At 46.5% G+C, this 23,953-nt stretch carries 23 protein-coding genes; 13 read left to right on the forward strand and 10 right to left on the reverse strand.

Annotation, left to right across the window (positions count from 1 at the left end; genetic code table 11):
• Window positions 1–368 precede the first annotated feature (368 nt).
• Genes FNE76_RS06605 through FNE76_RS06625 form a run of 5 tightly spaced genes read left to right on the forward strand, consistent with a single transcriptional unit; the run spans window position 369 to window position 6,837 of the window.
• Window positions 369–944, forward strand: a complete 576-nt coding sequence (locus FNE76_RS06605; RefSeq protein WP_120948777.1) for a cytochrome c3 family protein — start codon at window positions 369–371, stop codon at window positions 942–944.
• Between the two features lie 9 nt (window positions 945–953).
• Window positions 954–3,470 carry a molybdopterin guanine dinucleotide-containing S/N-oxide reductase gene (locus FNE76_RS06610; RefSeq protein WP_143928444.1) on the forward strand — a complete coding sequence of 839 codons (2,517 nt, stop codon included), beginning with the start codon at window positions 954–956 and terminating at the stop codon, window positions 3,468–3,470.
• Complete coding sequence (mnmG, locus tag FNE76_RS06615) at window positions 3,463–5,352, forward strand: tRNA uridine-5-carboxymethylaminomethyl(34) synthesis enzyme MnmG (RefSeq protein ID WP_120948779.1); 1,890 nt, start codon at window positions 3,463–3,465, stop codon at window positions 5,350–5,352. The genes FNE76_RS06610 and mnmG overlap by 8 nt, the downstream gene beginning before the upstream one ends.
• Entirely contained in the window at window positions 5,349–6,482 is a 1,134-nt protein-coding gene (dapE, locus tag FNE76_RS06620) for a succinyl-diaminopimelate desuccinylase (protein WP_120948780.1), read from the forward strand. Before mnmG ends, dapE begins: the two co-directional genes overlap by 4 nt.
• Before the next feature lies 1 nt (window position 6,483).
• Window positions 6,484–6,837: a DsrE family protein gene (locus FNE76_RS06625; protein WP_120948781.1), complete on the forward strand. Its 354-nt coding sequence runs from the start codon at window positions 6,484–6,486 to the stop codon at window positions 6,835–6,837.
• Here FNE76_RS06625 and hsrA read toward each other — a convergent pair.
• From hsrA to FNE76_RS06650, 5 genes are all read right to left on the reverse strand, one after another.
• Window positions 6,834–7,514 carry a homeostatic response regulator transcription factor HsrA gene (gene hsrA, locus FNE76_RS06630; RefSeq protein WP_120948782.1) on the reverse strand — a complete coding sequence of 227 codons (681 nt, stop codon included), beginning with the start codon at window positions 7,512–7,514 and terminating at the stop codon, window positions 6,834–6,836. The genes FNE76_RS06625 and hsrA overlap by 4 nt on opposite strands.
• A gap of 162 nt (window positions 7,515–7,676) precedes the next feature.
• Window positions 7,677–9,299: an arginine--tRNA ligase gene (gene argS / locus FNE76_RS06635; RefSeq protein WP_162983118.1), complete on the reverse strand. Its 1,623-nt coding sequence runs from the start codon at window positions 9,297–9,299 to the stop codon at window positions 7,677–7,679.
• Complete coding sequence (tatA, locus tag FNE76_RS06640; protein ID WP_120955953.1) at window positions 9,299–9,571, reverse strand: twin-arginine translocase TatA/TatE family subunit; 273 nt, start codon at window positions 9,569–9,571, stop codon at window positions 9,299–9,301. Before tatA ends, argS begins: the two co-directional genes overlap by 1 nt.
• A gap of 57 nt (window positions 9,572–9,628) precedes the next feature.
• Window positions 9,629–10,246 (reverse strand): guanylate kinase, encoded by a 618-nt coding sequence (gmk, locus tag FNE76_RS06645; protein ID WP_120948784.1) that lies wholly within the window; start codon window positions 10,244–10,246, stop codon window positions 9,629–9,631.
• On the reverse strand, window positions 10,243–13,050 hold the full coding sequence (locus FNE76_RS06650) for a prolipoprotein diacylglyceryl transferase (RefSeq protein WP_143928445.1): 2,808 nt from the start codon (window positions 13,048–13,050) through the stop codon (window positions 10,243–10,245). Before FNE76_RS06650 ends, gmk begins: the two co-directional genes overlap by 4 nt.
• An 88-nt stretch (window positions 13,051–13,138) precedes the next feature.
• On the opposite strand from FNE76_RS06650, the gene FNE76_RS06655 reads away from it, so the two are divergent.
• A complete protein-coding gene (locus FNE76_RS06655) occupies window positions 13,139–13,687 on the forward strand; it encodes a phospholipase D-like domain-containing protein (protein ID WP_120948741.1) in 549 nt (182 codons plus the stop codon).
• Here the strand turns inward: FNE76_RS06655 and FNE76_RS06660 are convergent.
• On the reverse strand, window positions 13,681–14,415 hold the full coding sequence (locus FNE76_RS06660; RefSeq protein WP_120948740.1) for an outer membrane protein: 735 nt from the start codon (window positions 14,413–14,415) through the stop codon (window positions 13,681–13,683). The genes FNE76_RS06655 and FNE76_RS06660 overlap by 7 nt on opposite strands.
• An 87-nt stretch (window positions 14,416–14,502) precedes the next feature.
• On the opposite strand from FNE76_RS06660, the gene flgH reads away from it, so the two are divergent.
• The 5 genes from flgH to pseI are packed head-to-tail and all read left to right on the forward strand — an operon-like array spanning window position 14,503 to window position 18,372.
• Window positions 14,503–15,216: a flagellar basal body L-ring protein FlgH gene (flgH, locus tag FNE76_RS06665; protein ID WP_120948739.1), complete on the forward strand. Its 714-nt coding sequence runs from the start codon at window positions 14,503–14,505 to the stop codon at window positions 15,214–15,216.
• Entirely contained in the window at window positions 15,216–15,899 is a 684-nt protein-coding gene (pseF, locus tag FNE76_RS06670) for a pseudaminic acid cytidylyltransferase (RefSeq protein ID WP_120948738.1), read from the forward strand. The genes flgH and pseF overlap by 1 nt, the downstream gene beginning before the upstream one ends.
• Window positions 15,892–16,794, forward strand: coding sequence for a hypothetical protein (locus FNE76_RS06675; protein ID WP_120948737.1), 903 nt, complete (start codon window positions 15,892–15,894; stop codon window positions 16,792–16,794). Before pseF ends, FNE76_RS06675 begins: the two co-directional genes overlap by 8 nt.
• The gene (pseH, locus tag FNE76_RS06680; RefSeq protein WP_120948736.1) at window positions 16,781–17,374 is read left to right on the forward strand and encodes a UDP-4-amino-4,6-dideoxy-N-acetyl-beta-L-altrosamine N-acetyltransferase; all 594 of its coding nucleotides are present in this window, start codon (window positions 16,781–16,783) and stop codon (window positions 17,372–17,374) included. The genes FNE76_RS06675 and pseH overlap by 14 nt, the downstream gene beginning before the upstream one ends.
• A complete protein-coding gene (gene pseI, locus FNE76_RS06685; protein WP_120948735.1) occupies window positions 17,374–18,372 on the forward strand; it encodes a pseudaminic acid synthase in 999 nt (332 codons plus the stop codon). The genes pseH and pseI overlap by 1 nt, the downstream gene beginning before the upstream one ends.
• Here pseI and fur read toward each other — a convergent pair.
• Window positions 18,369–18,824 (reverse strand): ferric iron uptake transcriptional regulator, encoded by a 456-nt coding sequence (fur, locus tag FNE76_RS06690; protein ID WP_120948734.1) that lies wholly within the window; start codon window positions 18,822–18,824, stop codon window positions 18,369–18,371. The two genes, pseI and fur, sit on opposite strands and share 4 nt — an antisense overlap.
• 174 nt (window positions 18,825–18,998) lie before the next feature.
• Between fur and FNE76_RS06695 the strand changes: the two genes are divergently transcribed.
• Window positions 18,999–20,315 carry a methyl-accepting chemotaxis protein gene (locus FNE76_RS06695; protein WP_120948733.1) on the forward strand — a complete coding sequence of 439 codons (1,317 nt, stop codon included), beginning with the start codon at window positions 18,999–19,001 and terminating at the stop codon, window positions 20,313–20,315.
• Between the two features lie 11 nt (window positions 20,316–20,326).
• Window positions 20,327–21,409, forward strand: coding sequence for an aminotransferase class I/II-fold pyridoxal phosphate-dependent enzyme (locus FNE76_RS06700; protein ID WP_407925317.1), 1,083 nt, complete (start codon window positions 20,327–20,329; stop codon window positions 21,407–21,409).
• A gap of 31 nt (window positions 21,410–21,440) precedes the next feature.
• Here FNE76_RS06700 and FNE76_RS06705 read toward each other — a convergent pair whose 3' ends face one another.
• The 3 genes from FNE76_RS06705 to FNE76_RS08290 form a co-directional block, all read right to left on the reverse strand.
• The gene (locus FNE76_RS06705) at window positions 21,441–22,232 is read right to left on the reverse strand and encodes a glycosyltransferase family 2 protein (protein WP_120948731.1); all 792 of its coding nucleotides are present in this window, start codon (window positions 22,230–22,232) and stop codon (window positions 21,441–21,443) included.
• A 201-nt stretch (window positions 22,233–22,433) separates the two neighbouring features.
• Window positions 22,434–23,321 carry a hypothetical protein gene (locus tag FNE76_RS06710; protein WP_120948730.1) on the reverse strand — a complete coding sequence of 296 codons (888 nt, stop codon included), beginning with the start codon at window positions 23,319–23,321 and terminating at the stop codon, window positions 22,434–22,436.
• A 5-nt stretch (window positions 23,322–23,326) separates the two neighbouring features.
• The coding region (locus tag FNE76_RS08290) for a putative barnase/colicin E5 family endoribonuclease (RefSeq protein WP_456237337.1) at window positions 23,327–23,953 on the reverse strand (627 nt) is incomplete at its 5' end.

A 23,953-nucleotide genomic window follows, 5' to 3' on the forward strand; every position in this document is an offset into this window, starting at 1 on the left:
TTAGTTTAGTGATGTGTTTTTGCAAGGTGTAGGGCTTTAAGTGTTTTTTAAAAGTCTATAATGCCTCTTATGTAAGGTGATACAATGGTCCATAAAAAATGCCATAGAAGGTACAAGAAATTTGTCTGTATGCTCATTTTTTAATGTTGGTTTTTGTGTGGGGAGATTGTGCCTTGTGTTGATTAACTATGCCTTTGGGGATTTGCCCTTGTTGAGTGGCTTAATTTTTTCAAGTCCAACCACTAGTGGCTGTCTAAATGGAGAATTGGGGATTGTGGGGGTTATTTTAAGTATGCATTAAGTATTCGTTTAGTTTTTTCACAATACAATAAGTGCGGATTAGGATTCAATACCTTGGGAAGTTTTGGATGAGAAGTTTTTTGATTTCTTTTTTGATAGGCATGGAGTTTTTGTTTGCCAAGAGCATGGTTTATTCTCCAGAGGTTGTAGCCCTCTACTTGCACCCAGAGGATTCTAAGGTGGTGGGCAAACTTTTACCCACAAATGGATTTGAGGTTTTGCAGAGCACCCCTAAGAGGGTGTTAATCAGTCTGGAGGGGTATGTCAATCCCAAAGCCCCTTTTGCTCTTTACTTTAACGATCACCAAAGGATTTTGGTTGCTGCTTTTGCCAAAAACACGCCTTTGGAATTTAAGAGCAAAGAAACTTCTAAGGTAGGCAAATGGGATAAGGTGCGCTTAGAGGTGTGGGCAGACAAAAAGGACTTTGTATCCAGTGATGCCCAACTCTTCAGCCATGCCAAGGAGTTATTCACCAATAATTGCGGGACTTGCCACGCCCTACATGCCACCCATGAGTTTAACGCCAATGCATGGCCTTCTATCTTTAAGTCAATGGCCAGCCGAACGGGTATAGACAAAAAAGATCATTGGTTGGTGATTGAGTATTTGCAAAAAAATGCCAAAGATAGCAAAAATCCTTGAAAGGTTAGTATGTTAGATCGCCGCAAATTTTTGAAATTAGGGGGGTGCTTGGGCGTGTTGCCCTTTGCCCCCTCTCTTGTTTTGGGTCAAAAACCCCAAACTTTTATCAAATCTGGGCCAGTGAGGAATGGCAAGGTCGTGAGTGCCGCGCATTGGGGCATGCTAGAGCTCACGATCAAAGAGGGGCGCATTATTAAAAGCGAACCTTTAGAAAAGGTTACCCAAATGGATAACCCCTTGCAACACTACACCCCCGATTTAGCTTACCACTCACGGGTAAAATACCCCTATGTGCGCAAATCCTACCTAGAAAACCCCGATCACCCCAAACCAGAGCTAAGGGGCAAAGACCCTTTTGTGCGGGTGCGCTATGAAGAGGCTCTAAAACTCATTGCTAGAGAACTTAAAAAAACAAGAGAGATCAAGGGAGCTAATGCCATTTACGGGGGGAGCTATGGTTGGAAATCCACTGGGAATATGCAAAATGCGCGCACCGCATTACAACGCTTTTTAAACCTCACAGGGGGGTTTGTGGGCGGACTGGGGGACTACTCTACAGGGGCTTCTCAGGTGATCATGCCCTATGTGATGGGTTCTATTGAGGTCTATGAACAACAGACCTCATGGGAGAATATTTTACAACACTCTAAATGTGTGGTGATTTGGGGGGCCGATCCGCTTGCTACTTTGCGTATTGCCTACACCGCTACCGATCAAAGAGGGATTGCCTACTTTGAAAAGCTCAAGGCAAGCAAGATCAAGGTGGTTTGTATCGATCCGGTCTATACAGACACAGCTAAATTTTTAAACGCCCAATGGGTTGCCCCACGCCCTAATAGCGATGTGGCTTTGATGTTAGGCATGGCCAGCCACTTGGTGGCGTGCAAAAAGGTTGATTACAAATTTTTAGAAACTTACACCACTGGTTTTGATCGGTTTTTAACCTATTTGCAAGGCAAAGAAGATGGGGTTAAAAAAGATGTGGCATGGGCTAGCCAAGTTTGTGGAATCGAATCAAGCACCATTGAAAAATTGGCCGAGTCCTTTTATGATCAGCCCACCATGATCATGAGTGGGTGGGCGATGCAACGCGCCCACCATGGCGAACAACCCCATTGGATGCTTGTTACCCTCTGTGCGATGTTAGGCCAAATTGGGAGCAAGGGCGGGGGCTTTGGTTTGAGCTATCATTATAGCAATGGGGGTGTACCCACTTGTAAGGGCGGGGTGATCTCTGGGCTAGATGTGGGATCACTGGGTCTTTGGAAAAATGGTAAGTTTCAAGGTTTGGCTAAAGATCATAGCGATCACAATACTGAAGAGTGGTTGCGCCAAAATGCAGGTCTATCCTTACCCGTTGCTCGAATCGCAGACGCTCTTTTAAATCCGGGTCAAAGCATCGATCACAATGGGCGCAAGATCACCTACCCCGATATTGATTTTCTTTACTGGGTAGGGGGTAACCCTCTGGTGCACCAACAAGATACCAATAAAAATGTGCAAGCGTGGCGCAAACCACGCACCGTTGTTGTCCATGAAATCTATTGGACTCCCACGGCTAAGATGGCAGATATTGTCATGCCAGCGACCACTTCCTACGAACGGGACGACATCAGCATGACCGGGGATTACTCCAACATGCACATTGTGCCGATGAAACAAGCCATCTTGCCTGTTGGGGAGAGTAAGGACGACTACCAAATCTTTTGCGATCTGTGTAAAATCTACGATCCCGCTCTCTATGACATCTATAGCGACCATGGCAAGCACGCAAAGGATTGGATCAAGCAGTTTTACGACAATGCTCGCAAACAAACCAAAAGCTTTGGAGTGGCTTTTGCCACACCCATGCCCAGTTTTGAGGAATTTTGGGCCAAGAATAAACCCATTGTATTTGAGGCCAACGCGGAGAGCATGGAATGGGTGCGCCATGCCGACTTCATTGAAGACCCAATTTTAAACGCTTTGGGCACCGATTCGGGCTTGATTGAGATTTATTCCCAAAGCATTGCCAAATACAATTATGAGGATTGCAAGCCCCACCCCACATGGTTTGAGCCCATCGAGTGGTTGGGCAATGCCACCAAGCAAGCACCCTTCCACCTCATCACCAGCCATCCAAAATACCGCCTCCACTCACAACTATGCCAAACCAGCCTACGGCACACCTACGCCATTCACGATCGCGAACCCCTTTTGATCAATACCCATGATGCTCAAAAATTAGGCATCCAGCATGGTGATGTGGTGCGGGTATTTAACAAGCGTGGGGAGGTGCTAGCAGGGGCACATGTAAGTGCGCATATCCGCCCGGGTGTGGTGCGTTTGTGCGAAGGCTCATGGTATGATCCTGATGCTAAGGGGCTTTGTAAAAGCGGGTGTGCTAATGTCCTCACTTTGGATATGAGTGCCTCCAAACTCTCTAATGCCAATATTGCCCATACAGCCCTAGTCAATATCGAAAAATATAAAGGTCCTTTACCCAAGATTAGTGCCTTTAGCCCCCCCAAGATCAGCCATGTTTGATATTGTTGTTGTAGGCGGTGGGCATGCGGGTATTGAAGCCTCTGTTGTGGCGGCTAAAATGGGTGCCAAGGTGCATTTATTAACCCTGCTCATTGAAAATATCGGGTTAGCCAGCTGTAACCCAGCTATTGGGGGGCTAGGCAAGGGGCATTTGGTCAAAGAGGTCGATGCGCTGGGCGGGGTGATGGGCATATTGGCCGATAAAAGCGCGTTGCAACTGCGTACTTTGAATGCCTCTAAGGGCCCAGCTGTGCGCGGGACGCGGGCACAAATTGACATGGACGCTTACCGCATCCATGCTCGTAACTTGGTGTTAAGCACCCCTAATTTGAGCGTGTCCCAAGAGATGGTAGAGGGGCTTTTGGTGGAAAATGGTGTGGTGGTGGGGGTTAAAAGCGCGTTGGGCAAGGAATACCGCGCCCAAAGGGTGATCTTGACCACAGGCACTTTTTTACAAGGCTTGGTGCATATTGGCAAGCACCAAAGCCAAAATGGGCGTTTTGGGGAGAGCGCATCGGTGCAACTCTCTTTAAACTTGGCTTCTTTGGGGTTGGAGATGGGGCGGCTCAAAACGGGCACTTGTCCTAGATTAGCAGGTTCTAGCATTGATTTTAGCGATTTGGAGAGGCATAGTGGCGACTCCCCCCCACCCAAATTTAGCCGCAGCACGCAAGATTTTAACCCCACACAGCTCCCCTGTTTTATCACCTACACCAATGCTAAAACCCATGCCCTCATCCAAGAGAACTTCCATTTAGCCCCGATGTTTAGCGGGCAAATTGAGAGCGTGGGACCACGCTATTGCCCCAGCATTGAAGATAAGGTGTTCCGCTTTAAAGATAAAGAACGCCACCAACTCTTTTTAGAGCCCCAAACCATGAGCGCGAGTGAATACTATGTCAATGGTCTGAGCACCTCTTTACCCTTTGAAATCCAAGAGCAAGTGATCCACTCCATCAAGGGCTTAGAACACGCCCAGATCACGCGCTATGGCTATGCCATTGAATACGATTTTGTCCAACCTACAGAGCTCAAACACACTTTAGAGACTAAAAAAATCCCCAACCTTTACTTGGCTGGGCAAATCAATGGCACCACTGGCTATGAGGAGGCGGCTGCGCAAGGGTTGATGGCGGGGATCAATGCGTGTTTGTCCTTAGAGCATGTGCGCCAAAACTTGGCATACCCACATACAAACTTGATTTTAAAGCGCAATGAAGCTTATATTGGGGTGATGGTTGATGATCTGGTTACAAAGGGTACACAAGAACCCTACCGCATATTCACCTCACGCGCCGAGTACCGCCTATTGCTTAGAGAGGACAATGCACGCTTTAGATTGGGTGCTTATGCCCACATGCTAGGCTTGATTGGTGATTACTCCCAATTGCGCGCCCAGCAAAGCCAAATTGAGCACGCCCTAGAGCAACTACAAAAGATGTCTTTTACCCCCACCAAGCAGACTTTGCAAATCTTGCAGGATTTAGATCAAGCCCCCATTAATGATAAATGCAATGGTGTTTTTTTAGCCGGGCGTGAAAGCTTAACTCTTGAGGACATGCCCAAATTATTGCCCTGCTTGCAAGGTTTGGATTTAGAGGTCTTAGAACAAGTCAGGATTGCATGCAAATACCATAGCTATATTGAAAAACAGAGCGCATCCATTGCGCACATGGAGGCGATGTTGCAAACTAAAATCCCCGATGGATTTGATTTTGACCTGCCTGGCCTGAGTTTGGAGGCCAGAGAAAAGCTTAACAAGTTCCGTCCCGTAGATTTATTTGGGGCTTCCCAAATCAGCGGGATCACCCCCTCGAATCTAGAAGTGCTTCACCTCTATATCCATTTGCACCATAAAAACCACACCAAGGCTCTTTTGTGAATCCTTTAAGCGTGGTTTGGCTAGCCAGAGAGCTCATCACTTTTAAGACCATCACACCCAAAGAGGAGGGCATTTTTGATTTGATCCAATCCTTGTTTCCGGGATTTGAGGTGGTGCGCGCTGACAAGGAGGGAGTAAAAAATTTATTTTTATACAAACGATTGGGGGCTTCTGACAACCCTCTACATTTTTGCTTTGCCGGGCATATTGATGTCGTGCCTGCTGGAGAGAGCTGGAGTGTTGATCCCTTTGGGGGTGTGATTAAAGATGGATTTTTATACGGGCGGGGTGCACAGGACATGAAAGGGGGCGTGGCAGCACTCTTGTGTGCCGTGCATGATTTCTGCAGACAAGAAAATAGCCCCGATGCTATCCTTTCTATCTTGCTCACTAGCGATGAAGAGGGTCAGGCACTCTATGGCACCCAATACATGCTAGAGGTGCTCCAAGAGCAAAATCTGTTGCCCCATTTTGCCCTAGTGGCCGAGCCCACCAGTGCAAAAACTTTGGGTGACAGTGTCAAATTAGGCAGGAGGGGTTCCATTAGTGGGCAAATTGTCGTGCATGGTATCTGCGGGCATGTGGCTTATCCTAAAACTTGTTTAAATCCCATCGATCTCATCGCTGATAAGCTCATGCACATTTCAGGAGCTCTTTTAGACAAGGGAGATGATTTTTTTGCCCCCTCCAAGCTGGTTATCACCACTCTCAAAAGTGTTTCACAAGCCAGCAATGTAACGCCCCAAATTTTAGAGATTTATTTTAATGTCCGCAATTCGCCTCTCACATCTGCAGAACACATCCAAAAGTTTTTAGACACGATCTTAGCCAAAGTGCCTTGCGATATTGAACTCACCACAAATTCCAAACCCTTCTTATCCTCCCAAGACTCCCCATTAGCCATGCAAACCAAGCGTGCGATCTTGGATACACTCCAAATCACCCCAGAGTTTAACACCAAGGGGGGCACCAGTGATGCACGCTTTTTGCATGCCTTTGGGGTGGAGGTGGTGGAATTTGGTTTGTTAAACGATCGCATCCATGCGCTAGATGAACGGGTATCTTTGAGCGATTTGGAAAAATTACGGCAAGTTTTTTTAAGATTGCTCCATTTGATGTTAAAGGATTAAGATGACACGCAAAATTTTACTTTTCACCTCTGATAAGATTGGAGAGGGGGAGCTAGGTCAAAAGGTGGAGGCTGGCTTTATTGGCACGCTTTTAAAAATACCTGCCGATCTGTTGCCCTCCAAAATCATTTTTCTAAATCGTGGCGTGCTCTTAAGCACCCAAAATTCTTTAATCGACAATGCAGAGACGATTCGCGCTCTTCAAGAGTTAGAAAATCTAGGTGTAGAAGTCCTCTCCTGCCAAGCCTGCTTAGAACATTTCAAAGTGCTAGACAAGGTCTTAGTGGGTAAGGTGAGCAATGCCCTAGAGATTTTACCCGATCTCTTGAGCTCTGCTGGGGTGATCTCTTTTTAGTTCTCTGCACCGCTTTTGGGGTAGCAGAAGCGGTAGCCTCTACGGCGCACAGTTTCCACCGTAGAGATGCCTAAGGGCTTGTCCATTTTTTGGCGGATTTGGTTGATCGCCACCTCAATTACATTGGGGGTTACCAGCTCGGGCTCTTCCCAAATAGCATCTAAGAGTTGCTCTTTGGACACGATTTGATCGCGATGGCGGGCTAGATGGGTGAGCACCTCAAAGGGCTTGCCCTTAACCTCAATCTCCTTGCCCTTGTAGATGATCTTTTCTTCATCGGGGTTAATGACCAAGTCTTCGATCTCGATGATACTCGATCCCCAAAACCTGAGCCGTGCCTCAATGCGGGCGACCAAAACGCCCAAATCAAAGGGTTTAGCGATGAAGTCATCAACCCCCTCCTTAAATGCCTTGATTTCCTGCTCACTGCTGGCTTTGTTAGCCAACATGATGCTCACAATGGAGGGATGTTTAGTCTTGGCATAGGGGATTAGGCTCAGGCCATTGCCATCACTAAGCTCCAAGCTAATCAAGATCAGATCATAGTTGCGGATACTAATATAATATTCCCCATCCTCTAGGTTCTCTGCCACATCCACTTGAAAACTGCGTTCATTCAAGTAGGCACTAATGTCCTTGCTGAGGTTGGCATTGTTTTCGACTAACAAAATACGCATCTTCATCCTTTTTGACTTAAACTTAAATTATTATAACATAGTTTTTAAAGGTCTGGAAAATTTAAGAGAAAAACACGGGTTTTTTAGGTATAATGCACCCGACCAGTTTTTCTGGTCGGCGCGGGCGGGGTAACCTCCCCCTCCTTATCTCCGCCCGTTGCTTTACATTTTCGTTTTAGCCTCTATTCCCAAGATTTTTAATCCGATTGTCAAACTCAAGCTCACCATCCGGCAGAGTTTTAAGTATTTGAGTTCTTGAGGCGTGTCTAAGATACGGTGTGCGTTGTAAAAGCTATGAAAATTAGCGGCTAAATTTTGCAAGTAATCACAGATTTTTTGCAACTCGCGATCCTCAAAGGCACTTTGCAAGACTTTGGGCAAATTGAGCGCATTAAAGAGTAAATGGGCGGGTGCGCTGGGGAGATTCTCTAGAGAATTAGCATTAATGGTTGCCAAACTGGCTGTAGGTTTTTCCAAAAACTTGTTGAGTAGCGTGTGGATGCGTGCATTGGCGTAGTGGATATAAAAAATGGGGTTGCTACTATCCTGCTTTTGGAGGCTAGCAACATCAAATTCTAAATGCGTGTCTAGCTTTTTGCTCAAAAACACGAAACGCAGGGCATCTTTGCCAATGTCCTGTAAAACATCCTTGAGCAAGACAAAATTACCTGCGCGCTTGCTCATTTTATAAGGTTTGCCCTCTTGCAACAACGCAACCATTTGCACCAATAAGACTTCTAATTTATGCGAATCATAGCCCAAGAATTGCAGGGCGGCTTTAATGCGCGCCACATAGCCATGGTGATCGGCTCCAAAAATATTGATGTAGCGATCGTAGTTTTGCGCAAATTTATAGTCATGGTAGGTGATGTCCCCAGCGATGTAGGTAAAGCTCCCATCAGCCTTTCTGACCACCCGATCCTTTTCATCCCCAAAGGCACTGGATTTAAGCCACATTTTCCCCTCGCTCTCATAAATCCCATTAGCCTCTTGCAAGCATCTAAACACCCTCTCTTGGTGTTCAAACATCGCCTTTTCACTCACATAGGCATCCATGCACACGCCTAGCTCCTCTAGGCTCTCTTGAATCTCAACAAGCATGCAATTTTTGGCAAATTCCCCTAACTCTGCTATGCATGCTTCTTTTTGACTCTGATCGTAGAGTCTAGCCTTGCCAAAATGTTCTAAAGCCATATTGGCTAGCTCAACAATGTATCCTCCTTGATAACACCCCTCTGGATACACCACTCCAAGCCCTCCTAGTTCTTGGATTTTTAAAAACACCGAAAGACCGAGTGTTTTGATCTGAACGCCCAAATCATTGACATAATATTCAGGGTGCATTTTAAAACCCAAAAAACGCCCCAAACGGCATAGGCTATCCCCAAAGATCGCCCCGCGCGCATGCCCAATATGCAAGGGACCAGTGGGGTTAGCACTCACAAATTCTAGATAAATGCTCTCCTGCTTGGCTTGTTCTTTACCAAAATCCTGCCCCAAAGCCAAAGCCTCATTGCAAAGCGCATCTAAAAAACTCTCTTGGAGGGTGAAATTAATGTAGCCATTCAAGGCTTCTATGCGCGCAAAGACCTTTTGGCACTCCGCATTTTGTTGTAGCCGCTCTGCTAACTCTAGGGCAATGAGTTTGGGGGCTTTTTGATAACTCTTGGCTAAAGAAAACGCCACTACACTCGCATAATGCCCTAAATCTCTATCTTTGGGGTGCTCTAAGATGATCTCCACCCCCAAAACCCGTTCTAAAAGGGTTTTGATGGCTTGGTGCATCATAGATGTTGTTTGGGGGCGTCGCTGGAAGTTGCGTGTTGGGGCTGGCTAGGTGTGGCTGTTGTGGGTTGCGCCGGTGAGGGGCTATCCACCACTTTAACCTCTTCAGATTTCGCTTTGCCCTCTTCTTCGTCCTCTTTAATGGCTTTTTTGAAATTCTTAATCCCGCTACCCAGACCCTTTGCTAACTCGGGAATTTTTTTCGCACCAAATAGAAGTAAAATCACAAATAAAACAATGACCCAATGCCAAATGCTGGTAAAACCACCCATGGATATCCTTTACTTTTTAAATGGGCTTTATTCTACTACATTCTTACTTTGAAAACCCTAGTTTCCACTCCATGCCTGATAAAGCGCATCTTTAGGGAACATCTGCTGTTTGTAGCGCAAGGTTTTAGCCACGCTCAACACCATCTCCTTAGCATCTTCTAGATTGTCATTGATCAACACATAGTCAAATAAATCCACATCTTGCAGTTCTTTAAAAGCCGTTGCCATGCGCCTAGCAATGACTGCGAGGCTATCGGTTTGGCGTTTTTCCAAACGATCTTGGAGCACTTGGGCGTTTTTGGTGGTGATAAAAATCGAAGTGGCTTTAGGATAGACCTCCCTAACACTGCGGTGCCCTTGCACATCAATATCAAATAAAACTAATTGTTTGGCTTGTAAGGCCTCTTGAATGGGCTTTAATGAAGTGCCATAATAGTCCCCATGCACGCATGCCCACTCTAAGAATTGTTGGTTTTCAATGCCCGCTAAAAACGCCTCTTGACTCACAAAATAATAATGTTGCCCCTCTATCTCGCCCTCCCTTTTGGTGCGGGTGGTGGTGGAGATGGAAAAATAGACATCTGGGAGGCTTTGGAGCAGGTGTTTAATGAGCGTACTTTTGCCCGCACCACTGGGTCCGGCTAAAACCAAAATTTGGTAAGCGTGATCGCTCATTCTTTATCAACCAACTGGATACGTAAGACCTTATTTTCTAAAATCTTGGGATCAATGGGCAAATCTTTTAAAAGAGTTTGCAAATCTAGCGTATTTAGGGTAATGGTGGCTGGTACGCTTGGTTGTGTGGGTGCTTCTTGTGTGAGCAGGGCTTGGGGTGTGGGTTGTTGTTCTGGTTGTTGTGGGAAAGGCTCTTTAGCCCCCTCTTGAGCTTTAAGAGATTCCTCATAAGAACCATCCATCACACTAGTCATCACAGCGGTTGGGATATCCTCAATGTGTTCGATCGTTTGGGGTTCTGGGGTTTTGGGGTGCGTTGGCGCAGGCACGCTATCGGGCATATCTTGCTGTGCTAGCTCTTCTGCATCCTCTAGGTTTAGGTGTTGCTCCTCTGTTTCTAATCCTGGCTCTGACACTTCTTGTTCTGGTGCCACTTCTGATTCTACGGCCCTAGCTTCTGCCCCCTCAGTCTCTAACTCTCCAGTTTCTAATACAGGCTCTAACCCCTCAGTCCCTAAAAGTGCGGATTCTGCTAACTCTGCACTGGATTCTAACTGCGTTGGCAATTCTTGGGATTCTAGGGGCGTGGGTGTAAGGGGTTCTTGCTCTGCCAAAGTGCTTGTGTTTTCCATAGGCTCTATACTAGCCACCACGCTTTCTGGTGTGTCCTGCAACACTTCAGGTTCTAGCAACATGTCTGCTTCTAATTCCAAGGACTCTGTGGGGAGGGCTGGTTCTGCATTCATGGCCTCCATAGAATCCTCTAAGTTAGGAGTTTCTAGGGAGTCTCCCTCCATTTCTTGGGAAGGGGCTAGCTCCCCTACACTCTCCAATTGTGGGTGTTGCTCCTCTGTTTCTAATCCTGGCTCTGACACTTCTTGTTCTGGTGCCACTTCTGATTCTACGGCCCTAGCTTCTGCCCCCTCAGTCTCTAACTCTCCAGTTTCTAATACAGGCTCTAACCCCTCAGTCCCTAAAAGTGCGGATTCTGCTAACTCTGCACTGGATTCTAACTGCGTTGGCAATTCTTGGGATTCTAGGGGCGTGGGTGTAAGGGGTTCTTGCTCTGCCAAAGTGCTTGTGTTTTCCATAGGCTCTATACTAGCCACCACGCTTTCTGGTGTGTCCTGCAACACTTCAGGTTCTAGCAACATGTCTGCTTCTAATTCCAAGGACTCTGTGGGGAGGGCTGGTTCTGCATTCATGGCCTCCATAGAATCCTCTAAGTTAGGAGTTTCTAGGGAGTCTCCCTCCATTTCTTGGGAAGGGGCTAGCTCCTCTGTTTCAGGCGTGCCCATTCCAGACAATGTCTCTGCAGTGGACTCTTGTGAGTCTGTGGGCATAAAATCGCCGTGAGCAGTTGGATCGGCTTGATTGGGCTCTTGTGCCTTTGTGTTAGGCTCGGTGTGTGTGAGCTCCTCTGTCTCTTGGGGGAGGGCTGGTTCTGCTGACTCTGCACCAGACTCCAAAACCTCCAAGTCTCCTTGGGGTTCTACAGGCGTGGGCGGGGTGGGTGTTCCCTCCGTTTCCTTGAGGCTATGCTCCTCATCTGACTCTACAGATTCTAAACTCCCCGATAATTCTGATGGCATCTCAGATTCCAATTCTAAGGATTCTGTTGGCTTGACTCCCCCCACATCTTCAGAGACGGGGGCTGGTTGCTCCACCGCATCTTCTTCAGATAATGCATCTGCGTGTACCGATTCGGCCAAATGGGTTTGGGTTAGTTCTTGCAAATCTGTAGGTACCTCTTGCGCGTTAGGATCATTCTCTTCAAGCTCTGCAGTTGGGGCAGGTAACTCTGTAGTGGCAGTTTCTATGTGGGTTTGTGCTCCAACTTCAGATTCCTCTAGTGCCACCTCTGATTCTGCAACAAGAGTAGGTTCTACTCCTTGTGGTTCTAGTGGAGATGTGGGCGGTTCTCCCTCTAGGGGGGGCGTACTCTGTGCAGGTTCTGTGGGCTTAGATGGGGCATTGTTTTGCTCGCTCCCATCAACTACAGCGTGCATCAGATCACCCAAATTCTCCTCAGTGCTGTCCATTAAATCTTGGGCTTTGGGGGAGTCTTCTTGGACTAAATCTTGCAACATATCCGCGTGCATGGCATTGGCATGCGTGACAGTAGAATCGGAGGGTTCTGCTGGAGGAGAAGTTGGCTCAGAATCTTCCATGGCCACCTCATCGTGATCGCTCTCTACGGGTAACAAATCCTCAATGGAGAATGCCATACCCGGTTCTGACTCAGGCTCAGATGTGGCTTGGAGAGTGGGTTCAGGCTGTGGCTGTTCTGTGCTTGGGGCTTCTTGGGGCGGGGGAGTTTGTTGATCTGTAGGGGCTTCTGGGGTTTTGTCCGTGTCTAACAAGTCTTCTAGTTGCTTTAAACTCGAATCGATGTCCTTAAATGCCAAATCCATGTCAAAGGATGTTGCGTCCTCTGCAGTGCTGGGTTGCTGGGTGGGGGGGGTGCTAGGGGGTGTTCCTAGTTCTGCCTCTAGAGTGTGGAGCACATCTGTGGGCAAAAAGGGCTTAGTGATGTAATGGGTGAAAGCACCGAAGGTGGGGACATCTTTTCGGTGCAAAAACCCACTGAGCTTCAGCCCTTCTAAATGGGGTTTGAGTTGCTCATATTCCTCTTGACCCACCGCCGTGTCATCTGCAAAGAAAAAACAATCCGCATCCTCTTGAAGCTTGGGTAGGATTTCACCAACATGTTCTTGGATAACCAACTCCAAACCAAGCTTTTTAGCGATGTTTTCAAAAAGCTTATCCACCATCTTATTTTGATTAACCAACAAGATTCTCAACGCCTCTCCTTAAGCTAGGTTAGCTAAATCTGAGATTATAATATAAATCTGCCTTGTTTTGGTTTAACTTAAATTCTAGGAGTTTTTCATGAAAGGTTGTTTGCGTTTGTTTTTTTTGGCTGGGGCATTGAGCTTTTTATCTGCCCAATCCACGTTGTACATGTTGCCCTATGAACAAAATGAAGCCCTAAAGTCGTTAATCTCAAGCATCAATGCTGCCAAAAGTGACATCAATATCGCCATTTACAGCTTTACCCATAAGGACATTGCCAAAGCCCTAAAAGATGCCGCTAGTCGGGGGGTGAAAATCCAAATTATTTATGATTATGGTTCTAATGCGGGGGGTAAGAAACATTCCACCATCGGCTATCTATCCAAGTATAACGGGATCAAAACATGCTTATTGCAAGGTAAAGAAGCCCCCAAGTATGGTAAGCATGCCGGCTCTTATCACGGGATTATGCACCAAAAATTAGCCATCATTGATAATAAAACCATCTTCTTGGGTTCGGCTAATTGGAGCAAAAACGCTTTTGAGAATAGCTACGAACTTTTGTTTAAAGATGAAGACCCTTCCATTATCCAAAAAGCCCAAAGCTATTACAAAAAAATGTGGAGCGCGTGCAAGCCCTATTGAAAATGGTAGTTATAGCCGATGTAAAAGGCAAAGGTACGCCTAAATTGCGCGCTAAAGTAGCTATCGGTGTAATATTTATCATTGATGGTGGGGAATTTAAACCCAATATCAACCCCATGCGTGCCCACAAACAATGCCCGCAAACCAAAATTAAACAAAAATTGGAAGGTGCTCACGCTGGGTTTAGCATTAGAGGGCAAACCTAGAGCTCTTTGTCCGGCATCCCCTAAAAACCACGAGTTACCCGCAATCGCCACGCCCACATAGACCCCCAAATCTAGGGAAATATCGTTGCGGTAAAACGCCCCTTGGAAGAAATTATAAAAAAAGTCCGCTGCTGCGCCATAGGTGAGCATGTTATTACCCCCATAGTACATCCCCCCACCATAGGGGCTTTTTACATAGCGCGCCCCAAAACCCTGCCAATCAATAAAGGCATAGTAGCGCGCCCCAAACATTTGATCTTTTCTAAAATAGCCCGTATAGCCCACATTAAACCCCAGACCATTCGCCCCGACATTCATGTCGTTGCGCCCGGGTGCAAAAGTACTATTAACCGTGGCATTTTTGGTTAAGATGGTGATGGTGCCCGTTTGGTAACTTGTCCCCACAAATAAACCATCTTTCCAAGTAGAGTGGGTTCTAAACTGATTATTTGCACGCGCTTGTAAAACCCCCATACCCAAAACAACCCCCAATGCCCAAATTAGGGCTTTTTTTTGTTGCATTTTGACTTCCTATAAAACTTGAACTTAAAACCGCTATTATAGTATAATTCAGACTGAATCTAGTAGGCTACTTTTTAAGGAGTTGTGATGTTTGGCGTGCGCCCATCTGTTCCGTTTTTGTTGGTCGCTCTTTTTTCTGTTTGCTTGAGTGTCGAGCCCGGAATCAATTTTGATCCCCCCGATTATGTCGAACAAATGCCCTCCAAAGAATTTATCCCCGAGATTTCTAAACCCGGGAGTCTATTTGGGCAGGGCGAACGCCCGTTATTTGCTGACAGACGGGCGATGAAACCTAATGACCTCATCACCGTGGTGATCTCTGAAAATGCCAGTGCCAATTACAGCACTTCTAAGGATTATACCAGCACTTCTAATGGGGTTTCCAACGCCCCACGCCTCACCTACAATGGCACCGATCCCAACAAAAGAGAACAAGCCCAGTTTTTAGACAACAGAAACAATTATAGCCTAACCCAGCCTGCCACCAACAACACCTTTAAGGGCGGGGGCGCGCAGAAAAAAAGCGAGAATCTCAAACTCACCATCACCGCTAGGATTGTCAAGGTGCTTGAAAACGGGAATTATTTTATCTACGGGAGTCGGGAGATTTTGGTTGATGGTGAAAAACAAGTGATTAAAATTAGTGGCGTGGTGCGCCCCTTTGACATTAACCGCGATAATAGCGTGCAATCCAAATACATCGCCGATGCCAAGATCGCCTACACCAATATTGGACCTTTGAGCGCGAGCAATAAAAAGAAAATGGGCGGTCAAGTCTTAGAATCCCAGTTCCCCTTTTGATGTCTATTGCCATTATCTTAGCCCGTGCAGGGAGCAAACGCATTCCCTTTAAAAATATCACCCCCTTTTTAGGCAAGCCCTTATTAGTCTATGTCATTGAACAGGCGCGCAACTTGGGGCTTTTTGAACAAGTGATTGTTAGCACCGATGATCCCAAGATCGCCCAAATCGCCCAAGATCACGGCGCGCTCACCCCTTTTTTACGCCCTACCCACCTAGCTGATGACAACACGCCCACCCTAGAGGTGCTAGCCCATGCCATCCAGACCCTCAATCTCCCCTTGGAAAGCCTTGTATGTGGGCTTTATGGCACGAGTGTATTATTGCAAAAAGAATCCCTTGAGCGCGCCTTTTTAGCCCTCAAACAAAACCCCCACAAAAAATACGCCTTTGCCTGTAGTGCTTATAGTGCCTCCCCTTACCGCGCCTTTAGTTTGGAGCATAATACCCCCACCCCCCTTTTTGCCCACAATATCCCCAAACGCTCCCAAGATCTCCCCCCGCTTTACCATGATGCCGGGTTATTTTATTTGGGACTTGCTAGGTATTTTGCTAACCTAGAACCCCTCTTAGACCCCCACTCGATACCCATTATCTTGCCCGCCTCGCACACCCAAGATATTGACACGCTAGAGGATTTAGAGCTAGCCAAACTCAAATACCAGCTTTTAAACCATGATTAAAATCCTCTGTGATGCCTCTTTAACAAGTGGGCTAGGGCATTTGCGCCGTTGCCAAAAACTCCAAAATCTGCTAGCTTCCCTAGATTTAAAAACCTACCTCTTTGCCCCCCACCCTCTAGCCGATGAGCCCCTTAATTGGCTAAAAACCAGCCCGCTTAACGTTGGTGATTGTGTTATTATTGATAGCTACCTAGCCCCCCCTAGCTTTTATGAACACCTCAACGCCTCACAAGTTTTGGTGATCGAAGATGCACCCCACACCTACCCCAAAGATTTTTATGTGCTCAACCCTTCTTTTTTAGCCCACACCCTCTATACAAACCCCACCCCCAAGCATTTTTTAGGCATAGAATTTATGCCCTACGAGCCTGCATTTAACACCCCAAAAAACCTTAAATCCTCCATCTCCAACCTATTTTTATCATTTGGGGGTAGCCAACACGCCCTGCCCTTTTACACACAAGCCCTCAAAATCCTAGAGCAACCCCCCCTAAGCGTGCAGGTGATCGCCCCTCCAAACTTAGCCCCGATTCTGCAAGCCAACCACCCCCCAAACTCCAAACGCACCTACCATGTGGGTCTATCCCTTGCAGAAATTGCCACCTGCATGCACCAAAGCGATGTGGCGTTACTGGGAGCTGGGGGCATGCTCTATGAAGCGATCTTGGCGCACACACCCATTTTGAGCATCCCCCTAGCCTCCAATCAGCTCCCCCAATGGCAGGCTTTAAGCGGGCAGGGCGTGTGTTGGGCTAGCTCTTGGGATCATTTGTTAATAGACTTGCAAAATTTGAGCCTTGAGGCGCGCATGTGTATGTGGCATGCCCAAGAGAGGCTTAAAGTTGGCACAAAACTTCTAGATACTCTCAAAGAGATTTTCCATGTCTCTATTTGAGTGCCCCTCTTTGGTTTGGCAAAGCTTTGAAATCCCCCCCACCACCTTTAAACAAGGGGCACAAACCCCCATTCATGCTTGCCATTTTATCCACACCAGCGATGCCGAACGGCTACAAATCCTCGCTTTCCGCAACCACCCAGCCACCACCGCATGGATGTATAACGAACATATCAGCTTGGAGTCGCATTTGCATTTTATTGAACAACTCCGCCACAACCACAATAGTGCCTACTATCTTTTCAAACAAGCTGACAAGCTTTTAGGTGTGGGTTCGCTCACACGCATCCACCCCACCCACCAACACGCCTTTTTAGGCATTTATAAAAACCCCGATTTGGAGCACGTAGGTGGGCGGATTTTAGATGCCCTTGAGTTCATCGCCTTTTTTAAAATGGGTCTGCATTCTTTGCATTTGGAAGTGATCGCCACCAACACCCGCGCCATTGTCTTTTACCAAAACCACGCCTACCAAAGGGCAGGATTTTTAAGGGACTTTATCTACAGGCAGGATAATTACCACGATGTGTGGCTCTTTAGCAAGCTCTCCCCCCTCACACCCCCCCATAAAGGCTCTTGATGATCCCCTTAATTGTTGCCGAATTGAGTGCTAACCATGCCAACTCCCTAGAGATCGCCCAAAAATCTTTGATCACCCTAAAGGGTATTGGCGCAGGCGCGGCCAAGTTACAAACCTACACCCCCGATTGCATGACTTTAAATTGCTCCAAACCCCCCTTCACCATCCAAGGCACGCTTTGGGATCAACAAAGCCTCTATGATCTCTACACAAAGGCGGCTATGCCCTTAGAGTGGCACGCCCCTCTTTTTGAGTTAGCACGGGGCTTAGACCTACTCTTGTTTAGCGCAGTTTTTAGCCTCAAGGGGCTAGAACTCTTAGAAAAACTCAACTGCCCCATGTATAAAATCGCCAGCTTTGAGATCACCCACTTAGAATTATTGCACCAAGTAGCCAGCACCCAAAAACCCCTTATTCTCTCAACGGGCATTGCCACGCATGGCGAAATCTTAGATGCTCTAGAGGTTTGCTACAAAGCGGGCAACTCCCAAATCACGCTTTTAAAATGCACCAGCGCCTACCCCGCCCCCCTGCAAGAGGCAAACTTATTGGCCATGCCCATGTTGGGGCAGACCTACAACACCGCCTATGGTTTGAGCGATCACACTTTGGGATATTTGAGTGCGATCATCGCCACGACCCTCAAAGCCTCCATGATTGAAAAACATTTTATCTTAGATAAAAGTCTAGACACACCCGATCGCGCCTTTAGTTTGGACACCAAAGAGTTCCAAGAGATGATTCAAGCGGTGCAAGACACCGCTAAGGCCCTAGGGCAACCCAACCCCCCACCCCCCGTGCAAGGGCGGCAATTTGTCCGTAGCCTCTTTGTGGTGAAAGCACTTAAAAAAGGGGAAATTTTGACAAAACAACACCTACAAGCCTTGCGTCCCAGTGCCGGGCTTGCCCCTAAAAATTTATCGCTTGTGCTGGGCAGAAAAGTCTCCAAAGATTTAGAATACGGACACCCTCTAAGTTGGGACGATGTATTGGATTAATCCTTATTGGCAAGCAAACATTTGGCGCAAACGACAAACAAGCGCATGTCGTGGCTAACTAATTTGGCATCAAATTTCTTAGCCACTTGGATTTGGCGTTCTTCAATTTCGGGATCGACAAACTCGATAATATCCCCACAATGCAGACAAATAATATGGTCGTGGTGCTCTTTAGCAGCGATCTCATAGCGCCTCCCGTTTTTATTGGTTTCTAGCGTGTAAATAAAACGTTCTTTTTCTAAAAAATTCAAAATGCGATAAACCGATGAAATACTGGTATTTTTGTCGCGCAAACGGATACTTTGGGTGATCTCCTCTGGACTTAAGTGAGTCCCGCTCTTATAAAGTACGCTCACCACTTCCTCACGTTGTTTGGAGTTTTTCAAGCCATTTTTTCTAATGGAAACTCTCAGGCGCTCTAAAATAGACTCTAAAGTTTCTAAGCGATGCATAAAACCTCCTGCTTATCAAATAACCATCATGCGCCTAAAGTCCGCTTCCGGCGTTGGTTCTAAAGAGCACTTCTATCATAACATTTTATTTTAAACTATTGACCGATTAACAAGGGAGCATTAAGGTTGGCATGGTGTATAATTCAAAGGCTAAAACTTATTTAAAGGGCTTGTATGTTTTTTAACAAGGGTCTCTCCAAGCAGTTAGATCAAAAAGATGCAGAAATCAAATCCCTCCAAAAAAAGCTTGATTTTTACAGGCAACTGGTGGATTTATGTGGGCATATGGGCTTTATTGGAGTCAAGGATCACAAGATCATTTTTAAAAATGGGGATGTGGTTAATTTAGAAGGCATTGATGATAAGGCTAGCGATTTGAGTAGCCCGAATGTGGATTTTAGCTTGAATAACCGCCTCTACACCACCAAGAGTCAGCGCATTGATGACACGCTTTACCACTCGGTGATGGAAACCTCTGATTTGATAGTTGCCTGTGGGGATAGCCACACCTTTAGGCTATATTACACCAGCATGCGCGAGGGGTTAGAGGGATTGCAAGCGACGATGCAAGATGTGTTTAAAGGAACCGATGAGCTCTTACATGCGGCTACTAGCGGGAGTCAAAGTTCTTCAGAAGCCTTGGATAAAGTTGCGACCACCAGTAGTAGTATTAATAGTTTGTATGACAAAATGCAAAATGCCACCACTCTAGCCGATTCTTTGAATCAACGCAGTAGCGAGATCACCCAAGTGATCTCTTTGATTGATGACATTGCCGAACAAACCAACTTATTAGCCCTCAATGCCGCCATTGAGGCCGCCAGAGCGGGCGAGCATGGGCGGGGCTTTGCGGTGGTTGCCGATGAGGTGCGCAAATTGGCCGAAAAAACCCAAAAGGCGACCAAAGAAATCGCGGTGGTGGTCAAATCCATGCAACAAGAGGCTAGCGACATCCAAAGCAATACCCATGATACCAATTCAATTGTGGAGGAAATCAAGGGCGATATTGATGTGATTAAGCTCAAGGTAGGAATCGGTTTGGATGTGGCAAATGCTGCTAAAATCTCCATTGATAACCTCAATAATTTGGTTTTTTGCGGTTTGGCTAAAACCGACCATGTGGTGTATAAGGGCAATCTCTATGGCGTGGTGTTCAACATCCCCAATAACTTTAAAAGGGTCGATGGGCATGGTTGTCGCTTAGGCAAATGGTATTATGAGGGGGATGGGAAGACACACTTTAGCAATGTGCCTAGCTATCGTGCCCTAGAGTCTTACCATAATGCCCTGCACGATGAAGCCAATACGCTAGTGGATACACTAAAAGATCGCTCCAAGGTTACCTCAGAGGCGATTGAAAAAGCTGTCCAACTGGTCGAACAAAACTCTAAGGGTGTGCGTGACACCATTGATAAAATGTTCCAAGAAAAGCAAGCAGAACTACAAAAACAAATAGCGAGCATTTTAGACAATAACAGCAAATCAGCTTAGATTTGGATTATCTGCATGCGCTAGGGGCACTTGAGCGGGCTTGTCTGCGCCGCAGGCGTTGCCTCTATCCGAAAAATTTAATTGACTTTGCCTCTAATGATTATTTGGGGCTGGGCAACCAAAAGGAGCTTTTAGAACAAGCCTTTGAGCTGGTGAAAAACCAGCCCTGCCACGCCCCCAAAGCCTCCATGCTCATCAATGGTTACCATCCTTTGCACCAACGATTAGAGCAAGAACTATGCCAACTTTTAGATTACCCTGCATGTATTGTTGTGGGGAGTGGCTTTTTGGGGAATGTCGCCCTCTTGGACGCATTGGTGCGTAAAAATGATTTGTTACTCATGGATGCCCACTACCATGCCAGCGGGCAATTTGTGGCCAAAAAACTCCCCAACACGCTTTTTTTTGCCCACAACGATCCTCAAAATTTGGAACAAAAATTAAAAATACACCGCCCTAAAGGGCGCGTGCTGATCGCTATTGAGGGCGTATATTCGATGGATGGGCAAATTGCTCCTAAAGAAATCTACACCCTAGCCACTAAGTATAATGCCTACTTGATTTTAGATGAAGCCCATAGCCTAGGCGTTGTAGGCGATCACCTCTTAGGCTATTTGGATCATCACCAGCTCAAGCCCACCTCCCAAACGATCTTACTGGGCACTTTTTCTAAGGCTTATGGGAGTTATGGGGCTTTTATTGCGGGCAGTGTGGAAATTATAGATTTTTTATGCAACCGTGCTAAGAGCATTATCTACACCACAAGTTTATCTCTGCTAGATAGCGCACTGGCTTTGGCTAATATCCAACACCTCTATGCCTCTTTGAGTGCTTACCAAAAAATCCTAGTCCAAATGCGCGCTTGTGTGCGTATTTTAGGCACCACTCCGAGTAATATTTTAACCCTGCCCTTTAAAAGTAGCCCCCAACTCCTCCAAGCGCAGGCTAAATTGCTTGAACATGGTTTTCTATGCGCGGCTATCCGCCCCCCCACAACCCCCAAACCCCTTTTACGCCTCTCTTTAAATATCCAACCTCAAGATACGCTAGCTAAACTAGACAATCTGTGCCACTTGTTGCTTAATTTACGCTAAACCCCTACCATCTTCTGCCAAAACACGCATTTTAGCACGAGTTGCCATGTGTATTTTTGCTTGTACTCTTTAGCCCTAGTTTGGCTCGCAGTAATCCCCAAATTTTGTAGGGGTATCTTAAAAGCATGTGTGCCCAACTAACTTTAATCCCATTTTCTTGACAAGCGCGTAAATTTTCTTGATTAGCCCGCCACAGACTTTTAAGCCCCCGTGTGCTAATCCCCCCAACCCCCATCTTCACCAGCACTTGGGGCAGATAGACCCATTTGATCTTGCCTAGTAACATCACCCGCACAATCCATTCATAATCCCCAGCAATTTTATAATCAATCTTGTAGCCCCCAAAGTGATCGTAAATCTCTTTTTTGACAAATAAAGTCGGGTGAGCCGGTACACGCCCATAAAAAAAGAGCTTGGGATCAAAAGGACCGCTTTTGTAATAGCGCACAATCTTAGAATCTTTGACATAGACCAAATCCCCATAAACCACTTGTGCGCTAGGATTAGCCTCAAAGGCTTGCGCCACCACGCTTAACACATGGGGATTAGCAAACACATCATCGCTATGCAAAATGCCAATGATCTCCCCGCTGGCGCGCGCAATGCCTTTATTCAGGGCATCGTAGAGCCCTTGATCGGGTCCGCTATCAAGCTTGATGTGCTTAAAGCCTTGTAGAATTTCTAGACTCCCATCCGTGCTCCCCCCATCGATTACAATGTGCTCCCAAGGAGGTAGGCTTTGCTCTAGGACTGAATGGATGGCATGTGCAATTGTAGCTTTAGCATTCAGGGTCACACTAATGATCGAAATTTTAGGGGGCATAAACTTGCACTTGGTGTATTATTATTTGATCTTAGCCAAAATCATTTAAATGTGTCAAGTGGATTATGTACGATGGTGGGCTAATGGGTTTGCACACGGGAGCTAAGTGTGGCTAGCTTAAGGGGTTTGGCATTGTTGGCAACTGGCATAGCAAGCTAGAAATCTTCCAGACAAGCTCACTCAAGCCTTGAATAAGCAACTCTAACAACAAAGCTTTTGCTTTAAGCTCTCTCTTATGTGTGACTTATGCCCTTGACTTTTTGATATTGGTAGTGTCATGTTACGCCACTTCTTAAAGTCCTTTTGGGCTTGTATTTGGGCTTCTCTACCCACGGGCGTTAAAAACTCTTGGGGCTGGGTTTTAAAGGTTTCTAGCCCTTTAGATTCTTGGGCGATTCTGCCCGCATCCATGTATTTCTCCCCGCCATATTGGGTATATACATCAATGCCCCCAATTTCAGCGCGTCTATAAGCGTTTGCAATCTGCCCATCTAGCGTTTTGCGTTCATACATCAAGGCCAATAAGCCCTCTTGCCCCTTGTTGGCATATCTAGGGTAATTCTTGCCAAAGCTTTGATTGATGGGGTCTTTGGGCGCAATCTTAGGCAACTCTTCTAGCCCCTCTAAACTTTGGGGCTGTTTGTAGTCCTTGGGCTTTTTAAGGGGGGGTTTGGCTTTAGCCTCTTTAGCGGCCATTTTCTGCCTTTCTTTTTCTTGCTCTTTTACGCGCTCTATATCCGCTAGCCTTCTTCCCTCTTTAAATTGCGCTAACTCTTCTTGGCTATAGCCCTTGTCTGTGGGTTTAAATGTCTTTGTGCCGTTTTTATCTATCCCAAGTTCAAACTCAAACCCCTCCCTAGATAGAATCCCCCAACTCCCCTTATTGTGCTCCCCATTCCTGCCTAAGCCCATATTCAAATGCACGCCCACGAATCGATTCGGGCTCACTTCTTTAATGAACATCAAATCCCCGTCCTTGTTTTGCCGGACATAGTTGGGGTTTTCTATGGCCTCTTTAATGTGCGCTATTCCCTGCATCTCTGCTTGTATGCCATCGCCATAGGCATTTACGCGGTATTTGTCTAACACAAACTCTAAATCGCTATGCCCATAACTATGTTTAAAAACGCCTTGGCATCTTTATTAAACTGGGGCTTATAAACTGCTTGGCCTAAAAGCTCTTGAATGGCTTCTTGAAACCCTGCCTCTTGGGGGAGTTTGCCCGCTTTCCATTCACCATAAGCCTTTTGTAAGAGTTCTTGCACTTTTAGGTTCTCTTGGGCTTTAAGGGGGGTTGTGGTATTGTTATCTGTGGTATCGGCTAAAGGAGTCTTTTTAGCCCCCTCTTGGGTGCTAGGCAAGTCTGTACTACGCTTAGCGATACTCTCCCTCTTCTCAAACGCTGTTAATACCCAGTTTCCCGGCTTTTTCTCAAAGTCCTTTCTAATGCTCGCCTTGTAGGTTGCATTCTCTAATTGGTAGCGGTTAGGGGTTTCCTTCACAATGGGTAAAGTTTGGATCAGCTCCTCTAGTTTGTCTAAAACTTCGGGATGGTATTTGGCAATCTTGCTTAAACCCCAACCATCGCTTTTGCCTGTGCCGGCTTCTCCCCATGCTAGAGTGATTGCGCCCAAGTCTGGGCGGTAAAACGCCCCGGCTACTTGCCCGCGTTTTTCTTTTAAAAGCTTGCTAACCGCCTCTTTCCCCTTAAGCGCAAATTC

The organism is Helicobacter mehlei, from assembly GCF_007280785.1.
GTDB lineage: Bacteria > Campylobacterota > Campylobacteria > Campylobacterales > Helicobacteraceae > Helicobacter > Helicobacter mehlei.